At 55.8% G+C, this 13,114-nt stretch carries 8 protein-coding genes, 2 rRNA genes and 2 pseudogenes (1 of these 12 only partly in view); 6 read left to right on the top strand and 6 right to left on the bottom strand.

Going from position 1 to position 13,114, the window contains the following annotated elements:
* Both RHM59_RS08740 and rrf read left to right on the top strand, forming a co-directional pair.
* Window positions 1-2,455: ribosomal RNA gene (locus tag RHM59_RS08740) — 23S ribosomal RNA — on the top strand (it extends 436 nt beyond the left edge of the window).
* Between the two features lie 141 nt (window positions 2,456-2,596).
* Window positions 2,597-2,712 (top strand): 5S ribosomal RNA (rrf, locus tag RHM59_RS08735).
* A 123-nt stretch (window positions 2,713-2,835) separates the two neighbouring features.
* Here the strand turns inward: rrf and queD are convergent.
* Window positions 2,836-3,192 (bottom strand): 6-carboxytetrahydropterin synthase QueD, encoded by a 357-nt coding sequence (queD, locus tag RHM59_RS08730; RefSeq protein WP_297834181.1) that lies wholly within the window; start codon window positions 3,190-3,192, stop codon window positions 2,836-2,838.
* 83 nt (window positions 3,193-3,275) lie between these two features.
* On the opposite strand from queD, the pseudogene RHM59_RS08725 reads away from it, so the two are divergent.
* The 4 genes and pseudogenes from RHM59_RS08725 to RHM59_RS08715 form a co-directional block, all read left to right on the top strand.
* Window positions 3,276-4,284 (top strand): annotated as a pseudogene (locus RHM59_RS08725) (ATP-binding protein); the annotation flags it as partial.
* A gap of 140 nt (window positions 4,285-4,424) precedes the next feature.
* A pseudogene (locus RHM59_RS25480) lies at window positions 4,425-5,201 on the top strand (cache domain-containing protein); the annotation flags it as partial.
* A gap of 84 nt (window positions 5,202-5,285) precedes the next feature.
* Complete coding sequence (locus RHM59_RS25475) at window positions 5,286-6,107, top strand: methyl-accepting chemotaxis protein (protein ID WP_416195088.1); 822 nt, start codon at window positions 5,286-5,288, stop codon at window positions 6,105-6,107.
* Window positions 6,108-6,271: 164 nt separating this feature from the next.
* Window positions 6,272-7,336, top strand: a complete 1,065-nt coding sequence (locus RHM59_RS08715; protein ID WP_322165221.1) for an AI-2E family transporter — start codon at window positions 6,272-6,274, stop codon at window positions 7,334-7,336.
* A gap of 64 nt (window positions 7,337-7,400) precedes the next feature.
* Here RHM59_RS08715 and nuoN read toward each other — a convergent pair whose 3' ends face one another.
* The 5 genes from nuoN to nuoJ are packed head-to-tail and all read right to left on the bottom strand — an operon-like array spanning window position 7,401 to window position 13,114.
* Window positions 7,401-8,870, bottom strand: a complete 1,470-nt coding sequence (gene nuoN, locus RHM59_RS08710) for an NADH-quinone oxidoreductase subunit NuoN (RefSeq protein WP_322286416.1) — start codon at window positions 8,868-8,870, stop codon at window positions 7,401-7,403.
* Between the two features lie 7 nt (window positions 8,871-8,877).
* Entirely contained in the window at window positions 8,878-10,410 is a 1,533-nt protein-coding gene (gene nuoM, locus RHM59_RS08705; protein ID WP_322165218.1) for an NADH-quinone oxidoreductase subunit M, read from the bottom strand.
* Between the two features lie 39 nt (window positions 10,411-10,449).
* Window positions 10,450-12,303 carry an NADH-quinone oxidoreductase subunit L gene (gene nuoL, locus RHM59_RS08700; RefSeq protein WP_322165217.1) on the bottom strand — a complete coding sequence of 618 codons (1,854 nt, stop codon included), beginning with the start codon at window positions 12,301-12,303 and terminating at the stop codon, window positions 10,450-10,452.
* Window positions 12,300-12,608, bottom strand: coding sequence for an NADH-quinone oxidoreductase subunit NuoK (nuoK, locus tag RHM59_RS08695; protein WP_219064405.1), 309 nt, complete (start codon window positions 12,606-12,608; stop codon window positions 12,300-12,302). Before nuoK ends, nuoL begins: the two co-directional genes overlap by 4 nt.
* Window positions 12,605-13,114, bottom strand: a complete 510-nt coding sequence (nuoJ, locus tag RHM59_RS08690; protein ID WP_322165216.1) for an NADH-quinone oxidoreductase subunit J — start codon at window positions 13,112-13,114, stop codon at window positions 12,605-12,607. Before nuoJ ends, nuoK begins: the two co-directional genes overlap by 4 nt.

Genomic DNA, 13,114 nt, shown 5'->3' with positions numbered 1-13,114 from the left:
GATAGTGAACTAGTACCGTGAGGGAAAGGCGAAAAGAACCCCGGAGAGGGGAGTGAAATAGATCCTGAAACCGTATGCGTACAAGCAGTGGGAGCCCACGTTGTTGGGTGACTGCGTACCTTTTGTATAATGGGTCAGCGACTTATTTTCAGTGGCGAGCTTAACCGAATAGGGGAGGCGTAGCGAAAGCGAGTCTTAATAGGGCGTCTAGTCGCTGGGAATAGACCCGAAACCGGGCGATCTATCCATGGGCAGGTTGAAGGTTGGGTAACACTAACTGGAGGACCGAACCGACTACCGTTGAAAAGTTAGCGGATGACCTGTGGATCGGAGTGAAAGGCTAATCAAGCTCGGAGATAGCTGGTTCTCCTCGAAAGCTATTTAGGTAGCGCCTCATGTATCACTGTAGGGGGTAGAGCACTGTTTCGGCTAGGGGATCATCCCGATTTACCAACCCGATGCAAACTCCGAATACCTACAAGTGCCGAGCATGGGAGACACACGGCGGGTGCTAACGTCCGTCGTGAAAAGGGAAACAACCCAGACCGTCAGCTAAGGTCCCAAAGTCATGGTTAAGTGGGAAACGATGTGGGAAGGCTTAGACAGCTAGGAGGTTGGCTTAGAAGCAGCCACCCTTTAAAGAAAGCGTAATAGCTCACTAGTCGAGTCGGCCTGCGCGGAAGATGTAACGGGGCTCAAACCATGCACCGAAGCTACGGGTATCACTTAGGTGATGCGGTAGAGGAGCGTTCTGTAAGCCTGTGAAGGTGAGTTGAGAAGCTTGCTGGAGGTATCAGAAGTGCGAATGCTGACATGAGTAACGATAATGGGTGTGAAAAACACCCACGCCGAAAGACCAAGGTTTCCTGCGCAACGTTAATCGACGCAGGGTTAGTCGGTCCCTAAGGCGAGGCTGAAAAGCGTAGTCGATGGAAAACAGGTTAATATTCCTGTACTTCTGGTTATTGCGATGGAGGGACGGAGAAGGCTAGGCCAGCTTGGCGTTGGTAGTCCAAGTTTAAGGTGGTAGGCTGGAATCTTAGGTAAATCCGGGATTCTAAGGCCGAGAGCTGATGACGAGTGTGCTTCGGCACATGAAGTGGTTGATGCCATGCTTCCAAGAAAAGCTTCTAAGCTTCAGGTAACCAGGAACCGTACCCCAAACCGACACAGGTGGTTGGGTAGAGAATACCAAGGCGCTTGAGAGAACTCGGGTGAAGGAACTAGGCAAAATGGCACCGTAACTTCGGGAGAAGGTGCGCCGGTGAGGGTGAAGCATTTACTGCGTAAGCCCACGCCGGTCGAAGATACCAGGCCGCTGCGACTGTTTATTAAAAACACAGCACTCTGCAAACACGAAAGTGGACGTATAGGGTGTGACGCCTGCCCGGTGCCGGAAGGTTAATTGATGGGGTTAGCTAACGCGAAGCTCTTGATCGAAGCCCCGGTAAACGGCGGCCGTAACTATAACGGTCCTAAGGTAGCGAAATTCCTTGTCGGGTAAGTTCCGACCTGCACGAATGGCGTAACGATGGCGGCGCTGTCTCCACCCGAGACTCAGTGAAATTGAAATCGCTGTGAAGATGCAGTGTATCCGCGGCTAGACGGAAAGACCCCGTGAACCTTTACTATAGCTTTGCACTGGACTTTGAATTTGCTTGTGTAGGATAGGTGGGAGGCTTTGAAGCGTGGACGCCAGTCTGCGTGGAGCCAACCTTGAAATACCACCCTGGCAACTTTGAGGTTCTAACTCAGGTCCGTTATCCGGATCGAGGACAGTGTATGGTGGGTAGTTTGACTGGGGCGGTCTCCTCCTAAAGAGTAACGGAGGAGTACGAAGGTGCGCTCAGACCGGTCGGAAATCGGTCGTAGAGTATAAAGGCAAAAGCGCGCTTGACTGCGAGACAGACACGTCGAGCAGGTACGAAAGTAGGTCTTAGTGATCCGGTGGTTCTGTATGGAAGGGCCATCGCTCAACGGATAAAAGGTACTCCGGGGATAACAGGCTGATACCGCCCAAGAGTTCATATCGACGGCGGTGTTTGGCACCTCGATGTCGGCTCATCACATCCTGGGGCTGAAGCCGGTCCCAAGGGTATGGCTGTTCGCCATTTAAAGTGGTACGCGAGCTGGGTTTAGAACGTCGTGAGACAGTTCGGTCCCTATCTGCCGTGGACGTTTGAGATTTGAGAGGGGCTGCTCCTAGTACGAGAGGACCGGAGTGGACGAACCTCTGGTGTTCCGGTTGTCACGCCAGTGGCATTGCCGGGTAGCTATGTTCGGAATAGATAACCGCTGAAAGCATCTAAGCGGGAAACTAGCCTCAAGATGAGATCTCACTGGGACCTTGAGTCCCCTGAAGGGCCGTCGAAGACTACGACGTTGATAGGTGGGGTGTGTAAGTGCTGTGAGGCATTGAGCTAACCCATACTAATTGCCCGTGAGGCTTGACCATATAACACCCAAGCAATTTGCGATGAAGCAAATTGAGGTGTGTGAAGACGACACAACCGAAAATTCGAAACCCACAGATCTATCACATCCCCATTCGCTGGCACGTGAACTCGCAGGAGGGCACGCACTGGCTACTGAATTTCTTGACGACCATAGAGCATTGGAACCACCTGATCCCATCCCGAACTCAGCAGTGAAACGATGCATCGCCGATGGTAGTGTGGGGTTTCCCCATGTGAGAGTAGGTCATCGTCAAGATTAAATTCCAGAACCCCTGATCGCTTACGCGTTCAGGGGTTTTGTTTGTCCGCAGCAAAAACCACGACGAATCCAACGCATAAAAAAACCACCATACAGGTGGTTTTTGTATAACTGCCGACCTCAGTCGCCCCGATACTCGCAGCCACTGGTGCACGTCTCGTGAATACGAATGGCCGAGAGCTCCGGCAGCAGAGGCTTCAGCTGTTCCCAAATCCATTTGGCCAACACTTCGCTGGTAGGATTTTCAAGACCGGGAATATCGTTTAAGTAGTTGTGATCAAGACGCTCGTACAGCGGCTTGAAGATCGCTTTGATTTCAGAGAAATCGCGAATCCAGCCGGTATGAGGATCAACCTTGCCCGCCAAATAGATAGCGACGCGAAATGAGTGGCCATGCAGACGTCCGCATTTGTGACCTTCGGGGACATGAGGAAGGCGGTGTGCGGATTCAAACGTAAATTCTTTAAAAATTTCCACAGTGTATTGAGCTCTAAAAATGGCATTCGCCAGGGCGAAAAAAGCAGAAGGGCAGTTTAGCAGCAATGGTTTACCCGATGGGCGAAACAATGGAGCCAACACCGGGCCTGCATACCCAGTTTGAATTGGGTAACAGCGGCCAGTCGCTGCTGGTGTTGCGTGAGGACTTTCGACGGTTCGACCATTTGCTGTCCGTCACCCTGGCGCTGGACTACACGCCAGTTAAAGCCAGCTTCGATTGCTTTCGGCAAATTGGCATGGGCGTCGGAATGGCTGCATTGCTGTTAATGCTCGTACTGCAAGGCCTCACCGTTCGTAGGGCATTGCGGCCCCTTGAACGCATCCGTGAACAGATCGCTCAATTGCACAGAGAGCAGCGTTCACAACTGGAGGCTCATGTTCCGGTAGGGTTGGAGTCTTTGGTGGCTCAGGTTAACCATTACTCGCCCACACCGAAGACAGTCTCAAACGCTCGCGCAACGCGCTGGGCAACTCGGCCATGCACTCAAAACCCCGTTAGCGGTTTTGGTAAGCGTTACCGAAGGTGCAGAACTTGATGGGCAACCTACCTTGCGCAGGCTATTGCGCGGGCAGGTTGAACAGATGAGCTACGTCTTTCCCGCGAGTTGAACAGGGCGCGCCTTTCAGGAGACACGCTTGCGGGCGCCCAGTTTGACTGCGACACGGGGTTACCCAGCTTATTAGCGACACTACGCATGGTCCATGGCAGCCACCTTCAGATCAGCACCACGCAGCCCCTGGATTGCATTTGCCCGGAGAGAGGACCTCCTTGGGTTGTTGGGCAACCTATTAGACAGCGCCTGCAAGTGGGCGGACGGCAACGTCCACCTGACTATCATCCACCACTGGCCGACTTACTGCGTGGTGATTGACGATGACGGCCCGGGCACTCCCGAAACCCGTCGCGACGTCATGCTCAATCGCGGCGCTCGGCTGGATGAGCAGGTCCCAGGGCATGGTTTGGGGCTAGGGATCGTCCGCGATATCGTCGACGCCTGGGGCGCACACCTGGAATTGGGGACCAGCCCCTTGGGAGGGTTGCAAGTGCGCATAGAACTTCCTGAAAGATAGTGGCTATTTGTGTTGTTTTTTACCCATAAACAGCGTTTCCTGATGCCCCGACCGTTGAGGCTCAACTTTTTAACGCCGGGGCCGCTAACCAGACGAATGTATCAACTAAAACGCTGGATCCTGGATAAGAGTGGAAACTTATGCGTCTCAATTTGAAGGCCAAAGTACTGTCACTGGCAGTGTTGCCAGTGCTCATTTTCGCGTTAGTGATTAGTGCGACCACCGTCATCATGTTGCAGGATCAGGCAAAAAAAGAAGTTGACGACACCCGTGAGCGACTCCTTAACGACGCAAAAGCAAATCTGGAAAACTTCGTTGCGGTAGCGCTGGGCGCGATCAAGCCCTTGTACGATGCCTCCGCTCAAGGCGATATGGTGGCCCGCGCGCAAGTCGTGAAAATGCTCTCCGCTATTTCCTACGGCAAAGAAGGTTACTTCTTTGGCTACGATTCGGAGGCCGTTCGCCTGTTCAAAGGCAACAGTCCCGATGACATCGGTAAAAGCTTCAAAGACGTGCGTGACGCCAACGGCGTCTATTACAACCGCGATCTGGTAGCAGTGGGCAAAGCCGGGACGCATTACTTGCAGTATTCTTCGGCGATGCCGGGTAAGCCTCAGGAATTGATTCCGAAGTTGGGTTACACCGAGTACCTGCCGAAATGGGATATGGCGGTTGGTTCCTCCGTCAGCATTGCGGGCATTGAAGCCCAGGTAGCGGCTGTGGAGAAGAATGTCGACGAGCGCATGCACAACATGTTGATAAGCATCGTTGGTATTGCGCTGTTGGTATTGGTGATCATTTCCGTCGCTGGGGTGCTGTTGACTGGCACGATTGTGCGTCCGCTACGCCTGATGAAAGCCAACCTGGACGACATTGCCTCGGGCGACGGTGACTTGACCCGTCGGCTGAGCGTTTCAGGTGACGACGAATTGGGCGAGTTGGCAGGTTCTTTCAACCGTTTCGTCGACAAGATTCATGGTCTGGTGCGCCAGATCGCTGAGATGACCAGTCAGTTGTCTGGACTGGTCACTGAGGTGTCGGACCAGGCTCACCGTTCAGAAAAGGCCATGGACCGTCAGCGCCAAGAAACTGATCAGGTGGCTACCGCGATCAATGAGATGTCTGCCGCCGCCCATGAGGTCGCAAAAAGCGCTCAGGGCGCCGCGATTGCGGCGCAGAAAACCGACGCGGAAGGCCAGGCGGCCAAGCGTGTGGTGGACGGCAGCATTAAGCAAATTCACGCGCTGGTTAACGATATTCGCAGCAGCGGCGCGTCGTTGGACAGCTTGCAGAATGATGTTTCTTCGATCGTAAGTGTTTTAGGAGTGATTCGCTCCATCGCTGATCAAACCAACTTACTGGCACTCAACGCAGCCATCGAGGCCGCGCGAGCAGGTGAGGCGGGTCGCGGATTCGCGGTCGTTGCTGACGAAGTTCGGGCACTGGCCAGTCGAACCCAGCAGAGCACGCAAGAAATTCAGACCATGATTGACCGTCTTCAAACCGGAACGAAGGGCGCTGTTGAGGCCATGCGTCGCTCCAGTGAAGCAGGCGACGGCACCTCGGCGCAGGCTAACGAAGCGGGTACTTCACTGGACACCATTGCGGCGCTGATTGGCACCATCAACTCGATGAACGCACAGATCGCCAGTGCCGCAGATCAGCAAACCTCCGTGGCTGAAGAAATCAACCGCAGCGTGCACCAGATCGCCGAAGCGGTAGACAGCGTGGCCGACCAAACCCAACAAAGCGCACAAACCTCCCGCAACCTGGCGGACCTGGGACAGCGACTGGGCAAACTCGTTGGCCAATTCCGTATCTGATCTGCTCGGGGTAGGGCTGCAATGGCTCTACCCCATCTTTTTACTGGTATTTCCTCTCGTCTCTTCTCCCGTCCAAGGACCGAACAACAACGGCACTCGCTCGAAGATTGGCTGACTAATCAGTAAGTCGCGTTAACGCGGAGTCTTACTGACATGGATCGGACATGAACGAAACCACGCTGCAATACAAAACCTTCCTGGTGCTGATGGTGTTGGTCACCATCGCGTTCATCTGGATTCTGATGCCATTTTATGGCGCCGTGTTTTGGGCTGTGATCCTCGGCGTCATCTTCGCGCCCCTGCAACGGCGGTTGCTGATGAAATTTGGCTGGAAGCGCAACCTGACTTCGCTCTGTACCTTGACCGTGTGCCTGCTGATCGCCATCTTGCCGGTCATCATTATCGGCATGTTGTTGGTTCAAGAAGGGGCAATGGTCTACAACAACATCGAAAGCGGGCAACTGGACATCGCCAAGTACCTGGCGCATTTCAAAGACGCATTGCCGCCGTACCTCAGGCACCTGCTTGACCGAGTTGGAATGGGTGACTTGAATGGTTTGCGGGAAAAAATCGTCAAAGCGTCCATGGAAGGGAGTCAATACCTCGCGACCCAGGCCTTCACCTTCGGTCAGGGCACGTTCGATTTCGTGATCAGCTTTTTCATCATGTTGTACTTGCTGTTTTTCTTCCTGCGCGACGGGCACGACCTTGTGCGCAGAATTCGCATGGCAATCCCGCTGGCGGAGCCACAAAAGCGTCGTCTGCAGCTGAAATTCAATCGCGTGGTGCGGGCGACGGTGAAAGGTAACGTCGTCATGGCGGTGGTCCAAGGGGTGTTAGGTGGGCTCATCTTCTGGGTGCTCGATATTCCCAGTGCCTTGTTGTGGGCAGTGATGATGGCTTTTCTTTCATTACTCCCGGCAGTGGGAGCGGGCATCGTTTGGGCTCCGGTGGCGGCTTACTTCTTGCTCAGCGGCATGATTTGGCAAGGGGTGGTGCTCACACTGTTTGGCATCTTCGTCATCGGCTTGGTGGACACCGTATTACGCCCGATTCTGGTGGGTAAGGACACGCGGATGCCGGACTACCTGATCTTGATTTCGACCTTAGGTGGCATGGCGGTCTTTGGACTCAACGGATTTGTCATCGGCCCGATGGTCGCCGCCTTGTTCATGTCTACGTGGGCCCTGTTCACCGAAGCGAAACAAACCGTGCACCTGCCAGGGTGACTTTCTAGTGGCCAATAAAAAGCCCTGCAAATGCAGGGCTTTTTAAGTGCGGGTGAATCAAAAATCAGCTGACCAGTTGCAGGCCAGCGTGATGCACCATGTCCAGCAACGGTTGTGGGTACACGCCGAGGATGAACGCCAACACCGCGATCACCAGCAGCATCACGCCGCCGGTACGTTGTGCCCAGTTAAACGGGGCATCGTGGCGGTGCAGGGTAGGTTCCACTAGAAACAGCGTGACCATCACTCGCAGGTAATAGAACAGGCCGATGGCGCTACCAATCACCAGCGTACCAGTCAGCCACCACAAGTGCGATTCCACACCGGTCGCGATGATGTAGAACTTGCCGATGAAGCCAACGGTCAACGGGATACCCGCCAATGACAGCATCATCACGGTCATCACGGCTGTCAGGTACGGACGACGCCAGAACAGGCCGCGGAACTCGAACAAGGCGTCGGCATCGCGACCACTGTACGGCGAAGACATCAACGTCACGACTCCGAAAGCCCCAAGGGTCGTAATGACATAGGTCACCAAGTAAACACCGATGGCTTCGACGGCAATGCCCTTGCTGGCTACCAACGCAATCATCAGGTAACCGAAGTGAGCGATTGACGAGTAACCCAGCAGCCGCTTGAGGTTAGTCTGGGTTAAGGCCAGCAAGTTACCGATCAGGATCGACGCAACGGCGATCACTGCCATGACGGTGTACACCACACCGCTGCTGGCCGCCGGTGAAATCTGGAACAGACGGACCAGTACCGCGAATACCGCAACTTTACTCGCGGTTGCCAGGAACGCCGCTACCGGGGCAGGGGCGCCCTCGTACACGTCCGGGGTCCACAAGTGAAACGGTACCAACGACAGCTTGAACGCCAGACCGACCAGCATCATCGCCAAGCCCAGCTGTGCGATGGGGCTGGGGTAGCCTGTAGCCGCTAACGCATGGCCGATGCCGCTGAAGCTCAACGAGCCTGATTCGGCATACAGCAACGCCATGCCGAACAGCAGAAACGCAGAGCCGGCAGCCGACAGCACCATGTACTTGATGCCGCCTTCAAGAGAGCGCTTGTTGAAGTAGGCGTATGCCACCAAGCCATAAACCGGCACCGACAGCAGTTCCAGGCCGATAAACAAGCTTGCCAAGTGTTGCGCGCTGACCAATACCAGCCCACCGGCCGCAGCCATCAGGATCAGCAAGTAAAGTTCTTCGCGGTTACCCGGATAGCCTGTCGTCTTCTCGCCCAGATAGGCGTGAGCCAAGGTGACGCAAGCCAGCGTCGCCGCCAGGATCAGCGCCATGTACAGGCAAGCAAAGTTATCGATCTGCAACAGCGGGGTGACCACCAGCGGCGCTACTTTCATTGCTGGGTAGATTGACAGCAGCGCCAGGTTAAGACAGCCCACGGTGAGCAGGAAAGTTTGCGAGTGATTGCGACGCCATGCGATTCCCAGCATCACCACAACAACGGTGAGGCTGGTAATCAGCAGCGGCGCAAGCGCAATAAAGTGTTGAATCGTCAGGTCCATATCGCTCTTACCGGGCCGAAGCAAGTTGAGTGAAGGCAGTGCCGAGCCATTGCTGCACGCCATGCATCGTGGCGGCAGAGGTATCGAGGAACGGTTGTGGGTACACGCCGATGTAAACCAGCAATGCCGCCAGACCGAGCACCATGAGCAGCTCACGTGCGTCCATACCGTGCAAGACTTCTTCCGACTTGGAAGGGCCGAAATAAGCGCGGTGGATCATGATCAACGAGTAAACCGAACCGAACACCAGACCCGCTGTAGCAATCCCGGTGATCCACGGGGAGTTGACGAAGGTACCGATCAGAATCAGGAACTCACCAACAAAGTTACCCGTGGCAGGCAGGCCCAGTGACGCGGCGGCGAAGAACAGGCTGATTGCCGGCAAGTAAGCGATCCGCGACCAGATACCCCCCATTTCACGCATGTCACGGGTGTGCAGACGTTCGTACAACTGGCCGCTGAGAATAAACAGGGCCGCTGCCGAGATACCGTGAGCGAGCATCTGGATCACGGCACCTTGCAGGGCCAGCTGGCTGCCGGAGTAAATCCCGATCAACACGAAACCCATGTGCGACACGCTGGAGAACGCGATCAAGCGCTTGATGTCGGTCTGCGCAAACGCCAGGAACGCGCCGTAGAAGATACCGATCAGGCCCAGCGTCATGGCAATCGGCGCGAACTCCGCCGAGGCATTCGGGAACAGCGGCAGGGCGAAGCGCAGCAAACCATAGGCCGCTGTCTTCAACAGGATACCGGCGAGGTCAACAGAACCTGCCGTCGGTGCCTGGGCGTGAGCATCGGGTAGCCAGGAGTGGAATGGCACCACCGGCAGTTTCACCGCAAACGCGACGAAGAAGCCCAGCATCAGAATGTATTCAGTACCCGGCGCCAGTTTGGTCTTCAGCAGTTGGGTGTAATCAAAGGTGATCACCCCGGTGCTGTTGAAGTGGACCATCACCAGGCCGAGGATCGCCACCAACATGATCAAGCCGCTGGCCTGAGTGAAGATGAAGAACTTGGTCGCTGCATAGATTCGGGTTTTCTTGCCGTCCGATGAGCTGTGACCCCAGAGCGCGATGAGGAAATACATCGGCACCAGCATCATTTCCCAGAAGAAGAAGAACATGAACAGGTCGATGGCGAGGAACACGCCGATCACGCCGCCCAGAATCCACATCAGGTTGAGGTGGAAGAAACCGACGTTACGTTGGATCTCCTTCCACGAACACAACACCGACAAGATACCGAGCATGCCGGTCAGCAGCACCATTAGCAGCGATAAGCCATCGAGGGCCAAGTGAACGCTGATGCCGAAGCGGGCGATCCACTGCTGCTTGAATTCAACTGCCCAAGTAGGGTCGACGCCGGGCGCCGGGGCAAAATGGAAGTCACCGGTGCCCCACAGCCAAAGGCCGAGAGCAAGTTCCAGAGACATGGTCAGCAGCGCGATCCAGCGTGGCAGGGTGGCGCCGAAGCGCTCACCTTGCCAACACAGCAGGCCACCGATAAAGGGGATCAGGATTAGCCAAGGCAGAATCATGACGGGCTCATTTCCTTTCGCAAATTCGCAAGGTTCATATCAGACCGCAACCAGCACGATGGCGCCGAGCACCAATACAGCGCCTGCAGCCATTGAAGCAGCGTACCAACGCAGTTGGCCGGTCTCGGTGCGGCTCATGGCGGTGTTGCCGCCTTTGACCAGACGCGGGATCAAGCCAATCATGTGGTCGAGCGGGTCTTTGCGTAGCACGTGGCTGATCATCAGATACGGCTTGACGAAGAGTTTGTCGTACAACCAATCGAAGCCCCATGCCGCGAACCACCAGGCCGAGAGGAAACGACCCACGTCGCTATCGGCAATGGCCGTCGCAATGCGGCGCTTGCCAAGGAACAGCATCGCCGCCAGCAGAATACCGGCCAGGGCGATGGCGCCAGAGGCGATTTCCAGGCTGTCTTTGGCGGCGCCACCGGCATGCCCAACACTTTGCGGCAGCACACTGGCCAGCGGTGGAGTGATCAATGCACCGATGAAGGTCGACAGAACAATCAGCACCGACAGCGGCAACCAATGTGCAATGCCTTTACCCGCGTGGGCTTCAGTCTTGGCTTCGCCGTGGAAGGCGATGAAGATCAGGCGGAAGGTGTACAGCGACGTCATGAACGCACCGAACAGACCTGCATACAGCAGCGCGTGATTACCGCTGGCGAACGCTTCCCAAAGAATTTCATCCTTGGAGTAGAAGCCCGCAGTGATCAGAGGCAGAGCAGACAACGCGGCGCCACCAACGATGAAGCTGGTGTAAGCCAGCGGCAGCTTTTTCCACAAACCGCCCATCTTGAAGATGTTCTGCTCGTGGTGGCAGGCAACGATTACCGAGCCAGACGCAAGGAACAACAGCGCCTTGAAGAACGCATGGGTCATCAGGTGGAAAATCGCACCCTCCCAAGCGCCAACGCCCAAGGCCAAGAACATGTAGCCGATCTGGCTCATGGTCGAGTACGCGAGGATGCGTTTGATGTCGGTCTGGACCAGCGCCGCAAAACTCGCCAACACCAGCGTGACACCACCAACGATACCGACCAAGTGCAGAACGTTCGGTGCCAGCTCGAACAGACCGTGGGTCCGGGCGATCAGGTAGACACCGGCGGTCACCATGGTAGCGGCGTGGATCAACGCGGAAACTGGCGTCGGACCCGCCATTGCATCCGCCAGCCACGTTTGCAGCGGCAGTTGTGCGGATTTACCGACAGCGCCGCCGAGCAGCATCAAGGTCGCGAACACGATCCAGAAGTCACCGGTGGCGAAGTGCTGCGGTGCGCGGACCAGCAGCTCTTGAATGTTCAACGTTCCCAGTTGCTGGAACAGAATGAACAGGCCGATGGCCATGAACACATCGCCGATCCGGGTCACGATAAAGGCTTTGAGTGCGGCGTTACCGTTGTTGCGGTTGCTGTAATAGAAACCGATCAACAAGTAGCTGCACAGGCCTACGCCTTCCCAACCCAAGTACAGGAACATCAGGTTATCGCCGAGGATCAGAAACAGCATGCTGGCAATAAACAGGTTGGTATAGGCGAAGAAGCGCGAGTAACCGGCCTCACCGCGCATGTACCAGGACGCGAACAGGTGAATCAGAAAGCCAACGCCCACCACCACACCCAACATGGTGATCGACAGGCCGTCCAGGTACAGGGCGAAGTTAGGTTCTAGGCCATCCACCGACATCCAACGCCACAGCACGTAAGTGACATGGCCACCTTCGGGCGGGGAAACGTTGAACTGGAAGATGACCCAGGCAGCAACAATGGCTGATAAACCAATGGAGCCAACGCCAATCAGCGCGGCCAGGTTTTCAGAGATTTTCCCGCGAGAAAACGACAGCAGCAGGAAACCAATCAGGGGGAATACGAATGTCAGAAAGAGAAGGTTCATCCGCGCATCTCGCTGGCAGCGTCGATATCGAGAGTGTGGAAGCGGCGATACAACTGCATCAGGATCGCCAGGCCAATACTGGCCTCGGCGGCCGCAAGGCTGATCACCAGAATGAACATGATCTGTCCATCCGGCTGTGCCCAACGGCTGCCGGCGACGACGAAGGCCAGAGCTGACGCGTTCATCATGATCTCCAGGCTCATCAGCACGAAGAGGATGTTGCGCCGCACCATCAGGCCGACCAGGCCAAGGCAGAACAGGATGCCGGCAACCGCCAGACCATGCTCTAGAGGTATTGCATTCATGGCTTAGCTCCTTCGCTCTCACTGCGGCCGAGATGGAATGCCGTCACCGCCGCTGCAAGCAGCAGCATGGAGGCCAGTTCAACCACCAACAGATAAGGACCGAACAGGCTGATGCCCACGGCCTTGGCGTCTACAGTGGTGTGGCCGATGGCAGCGCCGGTGGAATTGTTGAACAGCACATACAACAATTCACCCAGCAACAGGACGCCGAGAATAACCGGCCCCGTCCAGATGCCAGGCTTGAGCCAGACACGTTCTTGCTGCACCGAGGCAGGACCCAGGTTCAGCATCATCACCACAAACACGAACAGAACCATGATGGCGCCAGCGTAAGCGATGACCTCCAGTACCCCGGCAAACGGCGCGCCGAGGCTGAAAAACGTCATCGCCACAGCAATCAGCGAAATGATCAGGTAGAGCAGGGCGTGCACCGGGTTGGTGTTGGTGATCACCCGAAGGGTGGACACAACAGCGACGCCGGACGCGAAATAGAAAGCAAATTCCAT

Origin of the sequence: Pseudomonas sp. MH10, assembly GCF_034353045.1 — a bacterium.
Taxonomy (GTDB): Bacteria; Pseudomonadota; Gammaproteobacteria; order Pseudomonadales; family Pseudomonadaceae; genus Aquipseudomonas.
This window is presented reverse-complemented; position numbering and strand designations above follow the sequence as displayed.